Annotated in this window: 15 protein-coding genes and 1 pseudogene; 13 read left to right on the forward strand and 3 right to left on the reverse strand. The window is 41.0% G+C overall.

Translation table 11 applies throughout. The annotated features are described in order from the left end of the window. Positions 1–2: 2 nt before the first annotated feature. The 10 genes and pseudogenes from ACVR1G_RS03680 to ACVR1G_RS03725 form a co-directional block, all read left to right on the forward strand. A pseudogene (locus ACVR1G_RS03680) lies at positions 3–773 on the forward strand (C39 family peptidase); the annotation flags it as partial. Between the two features lie 624 nt (positions 774–1,397). Beyond that, positions 1,398–2,741: a DEAD/DEAH box helicase gene (locus tag ACVR1G_RS03685; RefSeq protein WP_447451847.1), complete on the forward strand. Its 1,344-nt coding sequence runs from the start codon at positions 1,398–1,400 to the stop codon at positions 2,739–2,741. 137 nt (positions 2,742–2,878) lie between these two features. Further along, positions 2,879–3,709 carry a transporter substrate-binding domain-containing protein gene (locus ACVR1G_RS03690; RefSeq protein ID WP_447451848.1) on the forward strand — a complete coding sequence of 277 codons (831 nt, stop codon included), beginning with the start codon at positions 2,879–2,881 and terminating at the stop codon, positions 3,707–3,709. A gap of 607 nt (positions 3,710–4,316) precedes the next feature. Further along, on the forward strand, positions 4,317–5,246 hold the full coding sequence (locus ACVR1G_RS03695) for an amino acid ABC transporter permease (RefSeq protein WP_447451849.1): 930 nt from the start codon (positions 4,317–4,319) through the stop codon (positions 5,244–5,246). Continuing rightward, positions 5,246–5,989, forward strand: a complete 744-nt coding sequence (locus ACVR1G_RS03700) for an amino acid ABC transporter ATP-binding protein (RefSeq protein WP_447451850.1) — start codon at positions 5,246–5,248, stop codon at positions 5,987–5,989. Before ACVR1G_RS03695 ends, ACVR1G_RS03700 begins: the two co-directional genes overlap by 1 nt. Before the next feature lie 159 nt (positions 5,990–6,148). Beyond that, positions 6,149–6,376 carry a DUF4059 family protein gene (locus ACVR1G_RS03705; RefSeq protein WP_447451851.1) on the forward strand — a complete coding sequence of 76 codons (228 nt, stop codon included), beginning with the start codon at positions 6,149–6,151 and terminating at the stop codon, positions 6,374–6,376. A gap of 63 nt (positions 6,377–6,439) precedes the next feature. Next, a complete protein-coding gene (gene trxB, locus ACVR1G_RS03710) occupies positions 6,440–7,354 on the forward strand; it encodes a thioredoxin-disulfide reductase (RefSeq protein WP_447451852.1) in 915 nt (304 codons plus the stop codon). Positions 7,355–7,452: 98 nt separating this feature from the next. After that, positions 7,453–8,910 carry a nicotinate phosphoribosyltransferase gene (locus ACVR1G_RS03715; protein ID WP_447451853.1) on the forward strand — a complete coding sequence of 486 codons (1,458 nt, stop codon included), beginning with the start codon at positions 7,453–7,455 and terminating at the stop codon, positions 8,908–8,910. Positions 8,911–8,920: 10 nt separating this feature from the next. Continuing rightward, on the forward strand, positions 8,921–9,742 hold the full coding sequence (gene nadE, locus ACVR1G_RS03720) for an NAD(+) synthase (RefSeq protein ID WP_447451854.1): 822 nt from the start codon (positions 8,921–8,923) through the stop codon (positions 9,740–9,742). A gap of 352 nt (positions 9,743–10,094) precedes the next feature. Beyond that, entirely contained in the window at positions 10,095–10,787 is a 693-nt protein-coding gene (locus ACVR1G_RS03725; protein ID WP_447451855.1) for a LexA family transcriptional regulator, read from the forward strand. Positions 10,788–11,303: 516 nt separating this feature from the next. Here the strand turns inward: ACVR1G_RS03725 and ACVR1G_RS03730 are convergent. Beyond that, entirely contained in the window at positions 11,304–13,580 is a 2,277-nt protein-coding gene (locus tag ACVR1G_RS03730) for a Xaa-Pro dipeptidyl-peptidase (RefSeq protein WP_447451856.1), read from the reverse strand. Between the two features lie 122 nt (positions 13,581–13,702). Here ACVR1G_RS03730 and gla point away from each other — a divergent pair, with 122 nt between their 5' ends. Beyond that, positions 13,703–14,584 carry an aquaglyceroporin Gla gene (gla, locus tag ACVR1G_RS03735; RefSeq protein WP_447451857.1) on the forward strand — a complete coding sequence of 294 codons (882 nt, stop codon included), beginning with the start codon at positions 13,703–13,705 and terminating at the stop codon, positions 14,582–14,584. A gap of 199 nt (positions 14,585–14,783) precedes the next feature. On the opposite strand, the gene ACVR1G_RS03740 is transcribed toward gla, so the two are convergent. Next, positions 14,784–15,665: a TSUP family transporter gene (locus ACVR1G_RS03740; protein ID WP_447451858.1), complete on the reverse strand. Its 882-nt coding sequence runs from the start codon at positions 15,663–15,665 to the stop codon at positions 14,784–14,786. Between the two features lie 255 nt (positions 15,666–15,920). Here ACVR1G_RS03740 and ACVR1G_RS03745 point away from each other — a divergent pair, with 255 nt between their 5' ends. Then, on the forward strand, positions 15,921–16,673 hold the full coding sequence (locus ACVR1G_RS03745) for a CppA N-terminal domain-containing protein (RefSeq protein WP_447451859.1): 753 nt from the start codon (positions 15,921–15,923) through the stop codon (positions 16,671–16,673). Next, positions 16,670–17,596: a serine hydrolase domain-containing protein gene (locus ACVR1G_RS03750; RefSeq protein ID WP_447451860.1), complete on the forward strand. Its 927-nt coding sequence runs from the start codon at positions 16,670–16,672 to the stop codon at positions 17,594–17,596. The genes ACVR1G_RS03745 and ACVR1G_RS03750 overlap by 4 nt, the downstream gene beginning before the upstream one ends. Positions 17,597–17,658: 62 nt before the next feature. Here ACVR1G_RS03750 and pflB read toward each other — a convergent pair whose 3' ends face one another. Continuing rightward, entirely contained in the window at positions 17,659–19,992 is a 2,334-nt protein-coding gene (pflB, locus tag ACVR1G_RS03755) for a formate C-acetyltransferase (RefSeq protein ID WP_447451861.1), read from the reverse strand. Positions 19,993–20,009 lie beyond the last annotated feature (17 nt).

Below are 20,009 nucleotides of genomic sequence, written 5' to 3' on the forward strand. Positions count from 1 at the left end.
CTGGGAACTACCTGATCACGGCTCACAATGTTCCCAGTGATGGTGATATGCTAGTGGCTATTTGGTCGGATACCCATGATCAGGATGATATCGTTTGGTATGAGATGAGCCGTTCCAACCTAGAGGCTTCCTTGCAAGTCAATACTCAAAACCACAGTGGTATCGGTATCTATCATGCCCACGTTTATCAACGGCTTGGAGATAAAATGACTGTTTTGATCGGTTATGATTTCCAAGTTGATAAGTCCAACTATGATACACCTTATTACAATCAAAGAGATGGTCGCTGGTCTGGTCTGAAATATGGCCGCGGTTATCTTGGCCCAACAGGCTGCGTTCCAACCGACTTAGCAATGGTCATCAGCTCACTCAAGGGTCAAGAGATTACCCCGAACCAGGTGGCTGACTACCTTTACAACAGTACCAATGAATTCAACAAGAATTTTGACGGAACCAGTGGTCAGGGGATCCTACAAGCTGCTAGCCATTGGGGTCTGGTTGCGACACCTCTGGGAAGCTTAGGTCAGGTTCAAACAGCTCTATCGCAAGGCTATCATGTTCTAGCTGCTGTGCAGAGTAATGTCTTTGTCAGCAATGGTAGTCATGAATTGGTCCTCAAGGGCTACAACAATGGTAGTACCCATGTATCCGATCCTTATACTTCTGGACTCTCTGGCTGGTATTCAGTGAGTCAGCTTTGGAATGAACAAAGTCATGACCCGATTGATACCAGTGGTATCGGTGCTCCGTTTATCAAGATTACAGATGCCTAGATTGTCAGATTAAACGAGATTCATCAACAGCAAAGAGCTTTGCTGCCCAGTCTTTTGAAAGATATCAGAAACAGGATTCTTTGCTAGTTGAGAGATAAGAAATGCTCGTCTTGTGAAAAAGATACGAGCATTTTTATTAGAAAAGAAGATGCAAAAAACTATTAGGAAAATATGGAGGCGAAGATGTGGTCTGAGCTGGGAGTCTATCTATATTCAGGTTCTTATGCTGAGTTCAATAAATCTTACACACCTGCCTTGTGATAGGAGTATGCTATGACTAAAGCAATTAAAAGAGGAATCTCATCCTATAATATTATGTTAGGAGTGATAGGTAACTTTGATGGACAGACGAAGTACTAGAGTTTGAAAAGAATTTTAATGGTGATGTTATACATAAATTTTCCAGTCTTATCATCCTAAATCATTCAAATATGGAGTAATAAAGAATTTTAAATTTCTCTTTGGTAGAAAGTAACTACTTCAAAATAAATTCACTCAATTATATTATGAGCTATATTCTAGATACTTTGTTACAGTACTTAGGCTTTTCTTCTGGTATAATGGGTTAAGCAAATAAGCAAAAGTAAGATATAAAAAAGCTCGGGCAGAGTTAATGAGGTAAACATGAGTTTTAAAGATTATAATTTCAAGTCCTACATCAATCAGGCTTTGGAAGAAATAGGATTCAAAGAGCCGACAGAGGTTCAAACCAAGTTGATCCCTGTAGTTCGTTCGGGTCGGGATTTGGTCGGTGAATCAAAGACAGGGTCCGGAAAGACCCATACTTTTCTCCTGCCGATTTTTGATAAATTGGAAGAGACTGCCAGCAACGTTCAAGCAGTGATTACAGCGCCTAGTCGAGAGCTAGCAACTCAGATTTATGAAGCAGCTAAGCAGCTTGCTCAGGCGGCTCAACAAGATATTCGTCTGGCTAATTATGTGGGTGGTACAGATAAACTGCGCCAGATTGATAGGTTGACGACAGTTCAACCCCATATCGTAATCGGGACTCCAGGACGAATCTATGATCTGATTAAATCTGGACATTTGGATGTTCATAGAACTAAGACTTTTGTCGTTGATGAGGCTGATATGACTATGGATTTGGGCTTTTTGGATACGGTTGATAAGATTGCTGCCAGTCTGTCAAAGGATGTCCAATTTCTTGTCTTTTCGGCAACGATTCCGCAAAAATTACAGCCTTTTCTAAAGAAATATTTGGCTAACCCTGTTGTTGAAAAAATCAAAAGCCAAACGGTTATCGCTGACAGTATTGAGAATTGGCTAATTTCTACTAAGGGGCGTGATAGGAATAGCCAAGTTTTGGCTGTCCTGAATGTCATTCGTCCCTACCTAGCTATGATCTTTGTCAATACGAAAGAACGTGCGGATGAACTTCATGCCTATCTAGTTGCGAACGGTCTGAAAGTGGCTAAAATTCATGGCGGTATCCCACCGAGAGAACGCAAGCGTATTATGAATCAAGTTAGGCGATTGGAATATGAATATATTGTTGCAACGGATTTAGCGGCTCGCGGCATTGATATTGAGGGGGTCAGCCATGTTATCAATGATGCTATACCGCAAGATTTATCTTTCTTTGTTCACCGGGTGGGCCGGACTGGTCGCAACGGTCTATCTGGAACAGCTATAACCCTCTATCAGCCTAGTGACGATTCGGACATAAGAGAATTGGAAAAGGCAGGAATTGTTTTTCTACCGAAGGTGCTTAAAAATGGTGAATTTCAGGATACTTATGATCGTGACCGCCGTGCCAACCGCGAGAAGGGCTATCAAAAACTTGATACAGAGATGATTGGTCTGGTTAAGAAGAAGAAAAAGAAAGTTAAGCCAGGCTATAAGAAAAAAATTCAGTGGAAGGTTGATGAAAAGCGTAAACGCGAGCGCCGAGCAGCCGCAAGGGCTAAGGGACGCGCCCATCGCAAGGCTAGGAAGCAAGATTTTTAGTAAAAAGGGTCAGAAAAAAGTGTTCTCTTTTCTGATGATATGCCCTGCCTATCACCCGATAAAAATTTGGTATTATTCAAATAGTTATTGGAATGGTAGACTGGTATTATATTAATAATGAGACGGGGACACATTCTATGAAGTTTAAAAAAATATTGCTAGCCAGTCTGATTGTGGGAGCTAGTGTTCTGACATTAGCAGCTTGCTCATCATCTAAGTCAAGCTCCACTAAGCAGGATATTATTGTGGCGACCGATTCGGATACAGCACCTTTTACTTTTACTGGAGATGATAATAAGCAGACAGGCTACGATATTGAAGTTTTACAGGCTGTCTTCAAGAATTCGGATAAATACAATTTAAAATTTGAAACGACTGAGTTTGATTCTATTTTACCGGGAATCGATTCGGATCGCTATCAAATTGCGGCTAATGACTTCAATTATAATGAGGATCGTGCTAAAAAGTATCATTTTTCTGATCCTGTCTCTGTCTCTAACTATGCGATTGTTACAAAATCTGGGACTAAATATGACCGGTTGGATCAGCTATCTGGAAAATCAACAGAAGCTCTAGCTGGTTCTAATTATGCTCAAACCCTAGAAGATTGGAATAAGAAGAATCCTGACAAGGAGCCGATCACCATTAATTATGTTTCGGGTCAAACCGGGTTTACATCACGCTTGCAGGATTTGGACCAAGGCAAGATTGATTTTATTTTCTATGATCAGATTTCTTCCTCCTATGCTGCTAAGGATCAGGGGTACGATTTTGAGGTGACTTCTTTGAAAGATAAGGTTGGATCCAGCAAAGATGGTTTGGAGTACTTCCTGTTTGCTAAGACTGATCAGGGTAAGGAATTGCAATCATTTGTGAACAAGCGCCTGAAGGAACTTCAAAAAGATGGAACCCTAGTTAAGCTTAGTAAGAAATATTTTGGCGGAGATTATGTTTCTAGCCTGAAATGATAAAGATTACAATTGAGGTGATCTTTAATGAAGTAGAAGATTTAGAGTAAGAGGCTGGGCAAAACTCGTCCAGTCTCCCTGTTTTTAAATAAAGTTTTAAGACAGTAATTGATAGCGACCAACCTCGCTGCCTTGATCAACAAGGTTCAACTGTCTACTAAACAGTTGAGCTCCCTTTATGCAAGGTTAAAGTCAGGAGGCTTGAAACAAGGAAACGAGCAGCTAACTGTGCTGGGCTCAGCCAGTCGAGGTCTGCTGTTTGAGATGCGAGCTCTAAAACAATAAGGTAAGCAGTCAGTTTGGAGAGAGGCTAGACGTTTCTGGTCGCCGCCGAGAAACTAGGGAGTGGAGAGAACCAGAATTAACAGTTTTGAGTTCCTTTCCGCTCTCTTTCTTGAGTTTTTAAAATTAACTATTTTACATAAGTCGGTTCGGGTGGTAAAATGGGAAAATAATTACTATTTTCTGTGAAAAACAAAATGATCCCCACTAATGGAAATGATTATTTTTAGCCAAGATAATTCTAATTTTCTTATTTTCCATTCCGATAGATAGGACACATTGATACTATAAGATCTTTTAAGTTAGGAGAATAATAGGAGTAAATATGGTAGAAAAAAATACAAAACTACAGGAAGTGGCTGAGACTAAGAAAGGGATTCAAGCTTTCTTTAAAACAGCAAAGGGGAAGATGCTAGGCTTCTTTGTACTCGTTTTCCTAGTGATTCTAGTGCTGACTCAGATTTGGCGTTTTTTACTAGATTCGGGGGTCTATGATAAATTTGTTAAGTCGCTCCCTGATGGTATGCTTTTCAGTGTACGTTCAGTTTTTAGCGCGATTCCTGATATTTTAAAGCATATGCCGATGACATTAGGCCTAACATTCTGGGGTTCTGTTTTTGGCCTCGCTTTAGCGCTCTTATTTGCCGTTGTAAAAATCAACCGTATACCGGTCATTTATCAGATTCAGGCCTTCTTTGTAAGCTTTTTACGGGGAACCCCTATTTTGGTTCAGCTGATGCTGACCTACTATGGTATTCCGCTTTTGCTGCGTTATCTCAAGATGGAATACCATCTTAATTGGAATGTCAATGATGTACCGCCAATCATTTTTGCGGTTGTAGCTTTTGCCTTCAATGAGGCAGCTTACACCAGTGAAACTATCCGGGCGGCTATTCAGGCCGTTGATTCTGGAGAAATTGAAGCAGCTAAAAGCTTGGGGATGACTAATCTGCAAATCTACCGCCGGGTAATTATTCCTAATGCAGCGGTTATTGCGACACCAACGCTGATCAATACCTTGATTAGTCTGACTAAGGGAACATCTTTAGCTTTCAGTGCAGGTATTATTGAAATGTTTGCTCAGGCTAAGATTATTGGCGGCCGTGACTACCGTTATTTTGAGCGTTATATTTCTGTAGCAATTATTTATTGGATCGTCAGTATTGTGATTGAAAATATTGGCCGTTACATTGAAAAGAGTATGGAGATTAAGTCGCCGGATAAACTTGCTGATAAGGAAGGGGAACTGCGCTAATGATTAAGATTACTAACTTGAGTAAAGAATTTTCGGGCCAAAAAGTTCTGGACGGTCTCAATTTGGAGATTCAAAAAGGCGATGTTATTGCCCTCGTTGGTGCTTCTGGTGCTGGGAAGTCTACTTTTCTGCGCAGTATGAACTACCTAGAAGAAGCAGATTCTGGAACTATTGAAATCGATGATTTTAAGGTCAATTTCGAGACCATCACCAAAGAAGAAATTTTAACGCTGCGGCGGAAATTAGCTATGGTCTTTCAACAGTTCAATCTCTTTGAGCGGCGGACAGCTTTGGACAATGTCAAAGAAGGGCTGAAAATTGTTAAAAAAATGCCGGATAGTGAAGCAACAGCTCTAGCTAAGGAGGAACTGCGTAAGGTTGGCTTGTCTGATCGTGAAAATCACTATCCGCGACATCTTTCAGGAGGACAAAAACAGCGGGTTGCTCTTGCACGGGCTTTGGCTATGAAACCGGATGTACTCTTGCTTGATGAACCAACTTCAGCTCTGGATCCTGAGTTGGTTGGCGAAGTAGAAAAATCTATTGCCGATGCGGCTAAATCTGGTCAAACCATGGTGCTGGTCAGTCATGATATGAATTTTGTTGCTCAGGTTGCTGACAGGGTTCTTTTCCTTGAAAAAGGCCATATCCTGGAGCAGGGAACACCTGATCAGCTTTTCAATCATCCTAAAGAGGAGCGGACCAAGGAATTTTTTGCTAGTTACAAAAAATCTTACGTTTGATATAATAAGATTATCTTTGGTGGGCTGCAATATTATGTACTGCCTTCTGGTGATGGATAACTTATGGTGTATCGCAGTACACCTTTATTATTAGGGAATAAAGCAGAGGCTGGAAGTGTGCCAGTCTCTTATTTTGGATAAAGGGAAAGCACGTTTATTATGCTAACAGACATTTTTAAATTTTATCTACAGGGACTTTTATTGGCTGTTGTGTTCGTTATTATTGCTGTTATTTATTGGTTAAGTTACCGGGCACTTAAGCTTAAGGATAAGACTATCAGGGAGCGTCAGAACGCCCTTTATGATGGGATAATGATGGCCTTGGTCTCTATCCCAATTTTGTCTTTTGCTTTTATGGCGATTATTCTCATGATTAAGTCGTCATAATTGACCATTGTTGACTTTTAGAGTAAACTAGGAGCACATACTGAAGTGAGGGGAGTAAAAACTATGTATGATACATTGATTATTGGCTCTGGTCCAGCAGGGATGACAGCAGCTCTTTATGCAGGACGCAGCAATTTAAAGGTTGGTGTTATTGAACAAGGGGCTCCAGGCGGTCAGATGAATAATACTTCAGATATAGAGAACTATCCAGGATTTGAAACTATTTCGGGTCCGGATTTGTCAATGAAGATGTATGAACCACTGGAGAAGTTCGGTGTTGAAAACATTTATGGTATTGTTGACAAGATTGAAGACCATGGTAATTTTAAACGCGTATTGACCAGTGATGACCATTTTGATGCTAAGACGATCATTCTGGCTACCGGTGCTAAGCACCGCCTGATTGGTGTCAAGGGTGAGCAGGAATTTAATAGCCGGGGTGTTTCTTACTGTGCGGTTTGTGATGGTGCTTTTTTCCGCGGGCAGGATCTCTTAGTTGTTGGTGGCGGCGATTCTGCTGTTGAAGAAGGACTTTATTTGACACAGTTTGCTAACAAGGTGACTATTGTGCATCGTCGCGATGAGCTGCGAGCACAAAAGATTTTGCAGGACCGTGCCTTTGCCAATGATAAGATTGATTTTATCTGGGATTCTGTTGTCGAAGAGATCAAGGGTGATGACGTCAAGGTCCGTTCGGTTGATATCAAAAATGTAAAGACCGGCCAAGTAACGAATCATGATTTTGGTGGCGTCTTTGTCTATGTTGGTCTCGATCCTGTTTCTAGTATGGCTGCTGATTTGGGAGTCACTGATGAAGCAGGCTGGGTGATCACCGATACAGATATGAAGACGAGTGTTGACGGTGTCTTTGCTATCGGAGATGTCCGTCAGAAAGATTTACGCCAAATTACGACTTCCGTTGGAGATGGTGCAGTTGCTGGTCAGGAAGTCTATAAATATCTCACTGAACATGCTTAATGATCTTTTAAATCGAAGTTGGGAGGAAATCCCAACTTTTTAAATTATGTTATAATAGTCACAACTTTATACGCTTTTAGCATCAGAAGGAGACCTTCATGTACCAAGATGACAGTTTAACATTACATACAGATTTATACCAAATCAATATGATGCAGGTTTATTTTGAACAAGGCATTCATAATAAAAAAGCCGTGTTTGAGGTTTTTTTCCGCAAGGAGCCTTTTGCGAATGGCTATGCCATTTTTGCAGGTTTAGAAAGAATTATTCAATACCTAGAGCAGCTGCATTTTTCGGAGACAGACTTAGCCTATTTAAAAGATTTGGGTTATCCAGCAGATTTTTTAGCCTATCTAAAAAATCTAGAAATGACTTTAACCGTTAAGTCAGCAAGAGAAGGAGATTTAGTTTTTGCCAATGAGCCTATTGTTCAAATCGAAGGCCCTCTGGCTCAGTGTCAGTTAGTTGAAACAGCCATTTTAAATATTGTCAATTATCAAACATTGATTGCGACCAAGGCAGCTCGTATTCGTTCAGTTATTGAAGATGAGCCTCTCTTAGAGTTTGGGACACGCCGAGCTCAAGAAATGGATGCTGCCATCTGGGGAACACGGGCAGCAGTTATCGGTGGCGCTAATGCCACTTCTAATGTACGAGCGGGTAAAATGTTTGGTATTCCCGTCTCTGGCACCCATGCTCACGCTCTCGTACAGACTTATGGCAATGACTACGATGCTTTTATGGCTTATGCTAAAACCCACAGGGACTGTGTTTTTCTTGTTGACACCTATGATACTCTTCGCTTAGGAGTTCCGGCTGCTATCCGTGTTGCCAAAGAATTGGGGAATAAGATTAATTTTCTGGGTGTGCGTTTAGATTCAGGGGACTTAGCTTATCTATCTAAGAAAGTTCGTAAGCAACTAGATGAGGCTGGATTTACGGATGCCCATATTTACGCTTCTAATGATTTGGATGAAAATACCATTTTAAACCTTAAGATGCAAAAGGCTAAGATTGATGTCTGGGGCGTTGGCACAAAGCTCATTACAGCTTATGATCAGCCAGCTCTTGGTGCAGTTTATAAAATTGTTGCCCTAGAAGATGATAGAGGCGTAATGCAAAACACGATCAAACTCTCCAACAATGCTGAGAAAGTTTCCACACCCGGCAAGAAGCAGGTGTGGCGCATTACGAGTCGTGAAAAAGGCAAGTCGGAAGGGGATTACATCACCTATTATGATGTCGACGTCAATGAAGTAGAAGAGCTGCATATGTTCCACCCGACTTACACCTATATCAATAAAACAGTGAAAAATTTTGGTGCTGTTCCCCTTTTGGTTGATATTTTTGAGCAAGGGCTCTTGGTCTATAAGCAGCCGACTCTTGAGGAGATAAAGGCTTATGCCAAGGCAGAATTGGATGATCTCTGGGATGAATATAAACGAGTTCTCAATCCGCAGGATTATCCAGTTGATTTAGCACCAGATGTTTGGCAGGATAAGATGGATTTAATCGATCAGCTGCGTGATAAAGCTAAACAAACTGAGAATTTCTAAGGAGGAGAGTATGACCTTACAAGATACCATTATTCAAGAATTAGGAGTAAAACCGGTTATTCATGCTCAAGAAGAGATCCGCCGTTCTATTGACTTTCTCAAAGATTATATGAAAAAACACCCCTTCTTGAAATCATACGTATTAGGCATTTCAGGAGGCCAGGATTCAACCCTAGCAGGCCGCTTGGCTCAACTGGCCCTTGAGGAATTACGTGAAGAGACAGGTAAGGATTATCGCTTTATCGCCATCCGTCTTCCCTATGGTATTCAAACTGATGAGGCAGATGCCCAGCTTGCCTTGGAATTTATTCAGCCTGATCTTTCGCTTTCTATCAATATTAAGAAAGCTGTTGATGGGCAGGTTGCTGAATTAGCCAAGGCAGGTGTAAGTGTATCAGATTTCAATAAAGGGAATATTAAGGCTCGGCAACGCATGATTACTCAGTATGCTGTTGCGGGTGAAAATGATGGGGCAGTTATTGGAACAGACCACGCTGCCGAGAATGTCACAGGATTTTTTACTAAATTTGGCGATGGTGGAGCTGATATTTTACCGCTCTATCGTCTGAATAAACGTCAAGGTAAACAGCTGCTGGCGGAGCTAGGGGCAAATAAGGCTCTCTACGAAAAAGTACCGACAGCTGATCTAGAGGAAGATAAACCGGGGATTGCTGATGAGCTTGCCTTAGGTGTCACCTATCAGGATATAGACGATTATTTGGAAGGTAAGAACGTCGGTTCCCAAGCTCAGCAAACGATTGAGAATTGGTGGAAGAAGGGCCAGCATAAACGCCATCTGCCTATTACAGTTTTTGACGACTTTTGGAAATAAAAAGGTCCAGTGGACCTTTTTATCCCGAGCCCAAAAATCAAACAGCGAGGTTAGTCCAGTGATTATCGGTTTTCCATTTTTAAAATTTTAGAGTGGGACTCAATCAGTAAATGGTGGTAAAATCATGATTTTGATTTTCCTTGCTCTCTTATTTTAAGGCTCAGGTCTCTGCCGCTTTCCTTAGGCTATTTTTGGATTTATTTTAGTAAATTTGGTTCTTGCTTCTTCCTTTGTTACATGGTATACTAATAGTAAGTTAAAAAACTAATTTTTTTTGATAAAGCAATGCTGATCAGCTCAACTTGCTAGAGACAGAACTGATGAGCCGAATGTGTTTGTATTGGAGGATGAGATGTTTTCGGCAGAAAAATTAAAGAAACGTCGTCAGAAATTGGGTCTATCTCAGGCTGATCTCGCTCGTCAGCTAGGAATTTCCAGACCATCGTATTTTAACTGGGAAAATGGTCACACTAGACCTAATCAAAAAAATTGGGATAAACTCAGTCAGATTTTACAAGTAAGTCCATCCTACTTTTTATCTGAGCATGAGATAGTTGAGACCTATGTTCAGCTTAACCAGACGAATAAGAAAAAAACTTTAGATTTTGCCAATCACCTTTTAATCAGTCAAGGTAAAATGATATCGGAAGCTGGTAAGCAGCTATATCCTTACAAAGTTTATGAACGGCTATCTGCTGGTACTGGCTATACTTATTTTAATGATGGCAATTACGATGAAGTTTTTTACGATGAGGAATTAGACCATGATTTTGCTTCTTGGGTTTTTGGAAACTCTATGGAACCTACCTATCTCAATGGTGAAGTTGTATTGATTAAACAAACAGGATTTGATTATGACGGAGCTGTTTATGCGGTGGATTGGGACGGTCAAACCTATATCAAACGAGTCTATCGTGAGGAAGGTGGTCTGCGTTTAGTATCGATTAACCAGCAGTATGCCGATAAGTTTGCTCCTTATGATGAGGAACCGCGGATCGTCGGAAAGATCGTAGGCAATTTTATGCCAATAGAAGCTCAAGGATAGTTAGGATTTGCAGCAGGCCGCTAGAATTTATGAAGAAAACAAATACCTAGCCAAGCCTAAACTTGCTGGAGAGAGAGCTATTATGATTAATCCTAAGCGAGCAGAAGCTTGGAACTAATTAGCTCGGATTCATCGTCAGGCAGGCCAAGTTTATCAAGCTTCTGCTTGTGATTATATGGTCAAGGATTTGGAAGCCAAGCCCAATTTTCTTTTTGTCTGCCAACCACTTATGATTTTTGATTTTCTTGTGAGCTCTTAGAGTTTGGTATTGAGCTTAGTCGTATGGTTGAAGCTTGCCAGAGTTCTATCAGTTAATTTTAAGGAGATATAAAGAAACTTACCAAAACTATCTTTCTTATCTTTCTGATTTCATGCTTTATCTATATCAGGAAGGTACCTAAGGACTAGAAGACGGATTAATTTAGAATTTATAGAAAAAAGACTCTCTTACCTTATGGTGCGGGAGTCCTTCTTTTTTTAATTATATTTATAACTATTGGATCGCGAGAGGGTTTATTAACTGACTGGCATGATAAGCTGGGATTTCTCCAAATCAAGGCTTAGGGAATAATCACTGTTATCGCGCAGGGTATGTTCAAAATCAGTTGTATAGAGAATAAGGCGGAGGGTGTCTCCTTTGGATAGTTGGTAGATGCTAGGCTGTAAGTCCAATATTAGAGTCATCCATTGATCCGGCTCAATATCCTGTACCCTCAAAAGACTACTTCTATTTTGGAGATTGATACTGGCTTTACTAATCACTCTGTAGGGTGTTTCAGCAAAGGGCAGTTCCATACAGTGTTCTCTAGCATAAAGGCGACCGTTATCAATACCTCGGGCTTCTTTAACAGCTGGGACGTCCTTATGGCGTTTTTTCTTGCCGTAATCCAATAACTGAGCGGACAAGAGTCCCTTGTTTGCAGAGGATTTTATCCTAAGTTTTAAGCGTGGTCGACCATTCATCAGTAAGTCTTTCGTCAGGTTCAAATCAACTGTCACTTGCTGGGCTTTATTGTTAAAAAGCTGAGTCTTGAAATGATTAAAGTCTTTGCAATAGCTATCAAAAACCTCTTGTTGGTAATGATTTTGAATGATAGGCACATTATTCCCTAAGTTGAAAGTCTGCTGATATTGGCTATCGAATTGCTCCAGAATTTGCCAACTTTGTTCCTGGTGGTTATCCTGCCAGATAAGCTCAGGTAGTTCAAATTGGTTATCTACCCTCAGCAGTTTTTTAGTTAAGAGGGCATTCATACATTCTCGAAAATCAATAGACTGCCAATTGTTCATATAAACATGCATACCATTGTGGAAAAAGAGATGCTTTTTAACATGACTGGGCAAAGCTCTGAAAAATTGGTAGGTATGTATGGGTTTGACATTCCAATCCTGACTGCCGTGGGTCATAACGATTTCAGCTTTGATCTTATCGGTATGAATAAGGTAGTTACGATCGTGCCAGTATTGGTTGTAATTTCCGCTATCGCGCTCAAGTGCCTGGCTTTGCTGTTTGAGAAAGCCTTGATAGTTGTTATTGCTGCGTAAATATTCTCCGGCTAGAAGATTTCTGGAGTAGGTGTATTCTGTCAAAACGTCTAAATCTTCTCCAGGATAGCCGCCAGGACTGGACACTAAGCCATTTTCACGATAGTAGTCATACCAAGAGGAAATTCCCGCTTCAGCAATGATAACTTCTAAGCCATCTACTCCTGTAGTTGCTAGAGCATTTGACATGGTTCCCAGATAAGAGAGTCCGGTTGTGACCACCTTGCCTGAGGCCCAGTCTGCTTTTACTTGGAGTTGCCGCTTGTGGGTGGTAAACGCATTAGCACGACCATTGAGCCAGTCAATAACCGCTCGAAAAGCGTTAACTTGCTGATAGTCCCCGCTGGTCATAAATCCTTGGGAGGCTAAGGTGCCTATCCCAGATACATAAATATTAGCGAATCCGCGGGCAAGGAGATAATCATTAAGCGAATAATTGGCGATATGTGTAAAGGTCTCTTGCGCTGGGCTCGTCGGTTTCTGGGAGAGTCGGTAGTTAGGAGAAGGGATAGGTTTATCGACAAGTGTGATAGTTTCAGCTTTTTGGGGCTTGAGCTCTTCTTCCATTTGGTGCATCTTTTTATCATTAGCAGCAGGATTGGTACCTTGGTGGTAGGGACTGGCTGTCATGCTTGCTGGTAAGGGCTGGTTGGATTCTGGACGCATGATATGGACACGAATAAGATCGTTTTGGCCATCGTGGTCACTATCAACTGCTGTTTCGACATAGACAACTTCACGGATAATACGGTTAGTATCAAAAGTAGCCAAACTTTTTCCATTGAAAAAATGATAGTGATTGTCTGTGGGAATCAGCCCTTGACTGACCAATTTATCAATGAGGGTCATGCCGGTCTTCTGTCGTGTTGCTAGCAGCTGATGTAGAGTCTTGGGAAACTGTTCAGCTTGGTAAAGCACAGGAAAGTGAAGTTCAGTCAGAAAGGATTCTATATTTTTAAAATCAACATGAGGAATAAAATCTAGCAACTGTAGGGCTACGATATTAAAAATTTCTTCAGTGAGCGGCTGTTCCGATTGGAAAAAGGTCCATAAGTCTGTATTAAAATCGGCAATAAGATTAGAGATAGGAAAGTCTTTATCATGATATTGAAAAAAATACCTTTCAAGAAAATTTTTTAAATTATGCTTAGTAGAGTAATTTCGATCAATATCAAAACCCAAAGCCCGCAGTTCTGTCTCTGCTTGATCCAGCGGACTAGGGATGTAACTAAATTGGTTGTATCGCATAGTATTTCCTTCTTTTCCTTGCTAGTAAGCGTTTTAATTTCGTTAACATCTTTACTTTATCTATTATACTTGATAAAATGGTAACTGTCTAAAACTTGTAAGTAGAAGGGAAAGCTAGACAAATGAATGAATTTTTTAAAGAGGCTCTGACGCATGAATGGCTGCTTAAGTATGGAACAGAGGTCATTGCAACGGCGCTGATGGTTTTAATTGGTAATGGTTCTGTAGCCAATGTTGAATTAAAAGGCACTAAAGGAAACAAATCTGGCTGGTTGGTAATAGGGTTTGGGTATGGCTTTGCCGTAATGCTTCCAGCTCTTATGTTTGGTACAGTTTCAGGAAATCATATTAACCCAGCTTTTACACTAGGATTAGCTGTATCTGGCTTGTTCAAATGGACTTATGTACCAGGGTATTTGATTGCTCAGTTCTTAGGTGCTATGCTTGGACAAGGCTTGCTTGTTCTTGGTCATGCAGCTTACTATCAAAAGACAGAGGATCCAAACGCTATCCTAGGTTCTTTCTCGACAATTTCAGCTTTGGATGATGGTACAGAAGAATCTCGACGTCCATCTACGATCAATGGCTTTATTAACGAATTTATTGGAACCTTTGTTCTAATTTTTGGGGCGCTTGCCTTGACAAAAAATTATTTTGGTACAGATATTCTTAAGCAAGCCGCTGAGCAAACTGGGATGACAGTAGAAGTGCTATCCCAACAAAGTCCTCAAATTCCATTGTTAACTAGTGGTTCTCTTGCTGTTGCGCATTTAGGACTAGGGTTCCTTGTGGCAGCATTGGTTATTTCTCTCGGTGGTCCGACTGGTCCAGCTCTTAACCCTGCTCGTGACCTAGGTCCTCGATTGCTTCACCATCTTCTTCCAGAAACGGTTCTTGGAGAAAACAAGGGAGATTCAAAATGGTGGTATGCTTGGGTACCGGTTGTAGCTCCAATTTTAGCAGGTATTATCGCCGCTGCAGCCTTCAAAGCCTTGTATCTGTAATAGATGAAAAAAACGCTCCAGTGGAGCGTTTTTTCACGAGCTTAGAAATGAGAAGGCGAGTCAGCTTCGGTGGAGGAGTTTTCATGACTTCAAAATCAAGTAGGCAACTCTGCCTGTATTTATATTAAAAAATATCTAGAAATGCCTGGCATTTGAGGTAGCTTATCTTTATAATTTATCAAAAAAATCTAGCTTTAAGCTAGATTTTTTTGATAAGGGACGAGCGGATAAGCATAATACCAGTAAAGATAACGATACCCACGACCAATGTTTTGAGAGTATTGAGATCGATGCTCGTCAAAAATCTAACAGCAATCAGTACTCCAATGATACCTCCAAGAACAAGACCAGCATAGCCGGTCCAATTAACGCGGTCGGCCTTGATAAATTGTGTACTGGAAGCTGTCATAATCATGGCTGCATCCAGCATCATAACCGGCATAGCAATGGTTGGGCTGAGTCCCATAAGTGAGAAGAAGATGAGCTCAGGTGCGTAGTTGCCTAATCCCATTGTCATGAGGATTCCAATGATAAAATTGAATATTACCCCGACGATGAGCCAGATACCGTGCAGACCATGGATGCTATTGGACAGGTTATTTCCAGGGTTAGTAAGCATGCGGTAGAGCATGATTAAGGCTGCAACAATCAACAGACTACCTAGAATCAGTTGGACTAATTTTTCATTCCAATTTTTGGTGATTCGTGTTCCATAGAGGGCGCCAAAGAAGGAAGCTGCTGCCATGAGAACTAGGGTCAAAGGCTCAACTTTAACAACCAGAATAAAGCAAAGAGCTTGCACCATAACTGGAATAACATGGGCTGTATTCATAGTACCAGGCAACTTGCTATCATCATCATTAAGTTTAGTAATTTTAAAGAGGGTTGTCGTCGTCGCAAAAGATCCAATTCCTAAGGTATCTAGCATATCTGTGATGAGGCCAATCCAAAAACCCGTGAAGAAGCGTTTAAAAATATCAATTTTTTTATGGCGAATGTGAAGAAAAAGTTCGATGATAATCGCCAACATAGCTATTACCAAAGTTGCTTGGATAACATGTAAGATAATATTTTCGTTCATATAGCTAGTTTACAGAAAAAAAACATAATAGTAAATAGTTTTTGCTTAGGGCGCATAATTATTTGTCAAATGGATAGTTTTTGACTAAAATGGAGGAGATCGGGTTGAGAAATCACGATTTAGAAATACAATTGCATTGGCCTTAATCAAGTAGCCAAAATGGTTAAGTCCAGCACGTTTTAGCTTAAGCAGCGGTGCTTTTCTAAAATGCTAGCTACTTTTTAAGAGTCTTGAACTTTGTATAAGGAGAGTATTATGACAATATTTGATGGTATTAGTTTATCAGCACCTGTTCTGCGGGTGAATAATCGCGAACGTAATATAGAGTTTTATTGTAAGACGCTGGGATTTAAGGTTTTAAAGGAAGAAAACACCGAGGTTTTTTTCGGTGGTCATGCTAAGAAAATTGATCGTTTTCGGATTGAGGAGTCACCATCGATGCGTGTTCGTGCGGTAGAAGGGCCAAAAAAGCTCCATCGTCTCTATATTAAAGCAACAGTGGCAGGGGAGATCGAGGCTCTTTTAGCAAAAGGTGCCTCCTATCAGCACCTTTATAAAGGCGACAATGGCTATGCTTTTGAAGCTCTGTCGCCAGAAGGAGATACTATCTTGCTACATGCGGAAGACGATGTGTCTAGTCTGAAAGATATCTCTAATCAGAAGTGGTCTTTCCAAACGATAGAAAATTTTCAGGGTCTATCTGACTATCAAGTGGATAAGCTTATTTTAAATGTTCCTGATCTACAGCAATCGAATGACTTTTATCAGTATTTTGCTGGCTTATCTTTTCTGCCGGATTTACGTTTAACTCAAGGATCCGATTTACAGGCTGAACCTAATAGCACTTGGGATCTTGAGTTTCTTGAATATCATGTTCCAGACGACTATGATCTATCAATGCTGAAATCTCATCTTGAAACTTTAGGGCTGGATGTTTACTTGGATAGGGCCCAGACTGTGCTTGTTCTTTCAGATCCTAGCCGTGTAGAAATTTGGTTCAGTAAATGAAAGTTATTTTAGATAAAATTAGGGCCCAGATTGAGGCTGGTATTTATCGTGGTGCCAGTCTAGGTCTGTATCGTGGTGACTGGCAGGAATATTATCTAGGCACTCAGGATGGGCACCTACCGGTTGGACCAGACTTGGTTTATGATTTGGCCAGTGTTTCCAAGGTTGTGGGAGTTGGTACTGTGATACTTCAATTGATTGATGAAGGAACTATTCGGCTGGATCAACCGCTCAAGCTCTATTATCCTGACTTTGATAATGGACAGGTCACCATTCGTCAGCTCCTGACCCATACTTCTGGTATTGAGCCCTTTATTCCGAATCGGGATGATTTAGATGCAGCAGGTTTGAAAGCGGCTATTAACAACATTCAGGTGATAGAAAAAAAGGATTTCCACTATACTGATATTAACTTTATCCTACTTGGTTTTATGCTTGAGCGCGTGACTGGTCAATCCCTATCTCAACTTTTTTCTGAACGTGTATTTAAACCTTTTGGAATGTCAGAAACAGGTTTTGGGCCTGTAGCAGCGGCAGTACCGACAGTAAAAGGTCTACCATCTGGTCGAGTTCATGATCCCAAAGCGCAGGTTCTGGGGGTTCATACGGGTTCTGCAGGCCTTTTCTCAACGTTAAAGGATTTAGAGCTCTTTAGTCAGGCTTATTTGATACAGGATTTTGCAAAATCCCTTCGTCACAATTATGCTCCTTCAGGACATAAGGAACGCAGTCTTGCTTGGGACAAGCAAGGGGATTGGCTCCTCCATACTGGCTACACTGGTACTTTTATTATGTTTAATCGTAAGGAACAGCAAGCTGCTATTTTCCTATCTAACCGCACTTACGATAAGGATGAACGAGCTCAGTGGATTATGGATCGTGATGAGCTCATTGCAGTCATCAAAGAAGCCTTGGGGCAGTGATGGGGAAAATCTCAAAGTAAAAAAGACTTTGCCTAAGCGGCAAAGCCTTTTATAAATGGATTTTATTTAGCTTGGCCTGAAATGGCTTCAGCTGCATCATCCATTGAAAGAACTTCGTGGAAGACACGTTGCGTCAATTCAGTCTTTTGTTCCTTAGTCAGGTACTTAGTGTTAACACAGTAACCAGAGATACGAACGATAACATCTTCACCATTCATGATCTTGTCGTAGACATCTTTAAGGTCCATGACATTGAGGTTGACGTGTTGGCCACCATTTTCAAAGTAACCATCAAGGATAGTAACAAGATTATCTACTTGTTCATCACGAGTCTTACCAAGAGCACGTGGAGAAACTTGAGTGGTCAATGAGATACCATCTGCTGCATAGCCAAAGTCAAGGCTTGCAAGAGAGTTAAGGTTTTGCAACCAACCACCCTTTGCCTTGTTAGAAGGGTTAGCACCTGGTGAGAAGAATTCAAGTTTAGACAAGTTAACCGTACCATCTTCGTTGAGGTAAACACCCTTGTGGACTGGTGAGTTACCAGTTTGTTTAGAGTAAGCAACATTAGATGTGATTGTAAGAAGTGATACAGTAGCTTCAGCATTCTTGTAAAGCTTGTGGTTACGAAGACGAGTCGTGTAGGCTTCGATCAACCATTCTGCTAGTTCGTTTGAACGAGGATCGTCTTCACCCCAACGTGGGTAATCACCAGTTGTTTCGTAATCGTAGATGTAGCCATCTTCATCACGAATTGGTTTAACAGTAGCATACTTGATAGCTGAAAGCGTATCAACTGTGTTGGCAAAACCACAGATACCGAATCCCATGTTAGCACGTTGATGAGTAGGCAAGAAGGCCATTTGTACAGCTTCATAGTTGTACTTATCAGTCATGTAGTGGATGATGTTAAGGGCGTCAACATAAGTATCAGTCAACCAATCTAATGATTTTTCAAAGTTTTCCTTAACAGTATCAAAGTCTAGGACATCATCACGGATAGGCTCGATATCGAAGACCTTATAGTCTTTATGAACATCATCGTAACCACCGTTAAGACCAGTCAAGAGAGCTTTCAGAACATTTACACGAGCACCAAAGTATTGGATGTTGTGGCGTTGCTCTTCATTTTCAGGGTCAAGCGGTGATACACAGCATGAGATACAGCTCATTTCACCGTAACCGTCTTTAGCCATTGTTGTCACACCTTCGTACTGGATGGAAGAGTGCTTATGACTCATATGCATGCAGTAATGACGGAAAGCGTATGGCAATTTATCTGTCCAAAGAACAGTCAGGTTTGGTTCTGGTGAATTACCAATATTATCCAAGGTGTTTAAGAAACGATAATCCATCTTGGTAACACGGTGACGACCATCAGCTCCCATACCGGCCATAGAAGTAGTGATAAAGGTAGGGTCACCTGAATACAGTTCATCGTATGCTTTAGTGCGGGCAAATTTAACCGTACGCAGTTTCATAACGAAATCGTCAATAAATTCTTGGATTTCACTTTCAGTATAAGTACCGCGAGCCAAGTCACGTTCAGCATAGATGTCAAGAACGATTGGAACACGTCCAAGAGAAGTAGCTGCACCATTGATAACACGGCAGACAGCCATGAAGGCAATATTAGTCCATTGAACAGCTTCTTTTGTATCATAAGCAGGACGGCGGACATCAAGACCATAAAGGTCACCTAATTTAACAACATCTTGTAAAGCTTGATATTGCAGGTTAACTTCTTCACGGAGACGAATGGTTTCTTCGTCAATTTCTGTTAAAGCATTCCAATCATTAACTTTTTCCTGCATAAGGTAGTCAGCACCATAAAGGGCAAGACGAGCATAAACACCGATGATACGTCCGCGTGAGTATGCATCTGGCAAACCAGTTACAGTGTGGGCGTGACGAGCACGACGAATATTTGAAGTGTAAGCACGGAAGATACCATCATTAACAGTTGTCACATGTTTTGTAAAGATTTCATGAACAGCTGGATCTGGTTCGTATCCGTGTTCCTTCAAAGCGGTTTCGGCCATGCGGATACCGCCTTTTGGCATAAAGTTAAGCTTGAAGAGCTCATCATTTTGAATACCGTAGATCAATTCTTGATCTTTATCGATATAACCAGCATCGATATCAGCGATTGATGTTGGGCGAGTATCCATCGGGAAGCGTCCTTGCGCTTCGTAACCAGCTTTAGTTTCATCTACGAGCTTTTTGATGTGCAAGGTCCGTTCAGTTGGACCAGCCAAGAAGCTTTCGTCACCATCGTAAGGGGTATAGTTTGCTTGCACAAAGCGGGCAATACTTGCTTTTTCTCTCCAGTCGGTACCTTTGAAGCCTTCCCAAGCTTTTTCAAAGACATCAGTGTTGGTTTTGACAGTAGCCATGATAAAAAATTCTCCTA

Source organism: Streptococcus dentasini, assembly GCF_053206945.1.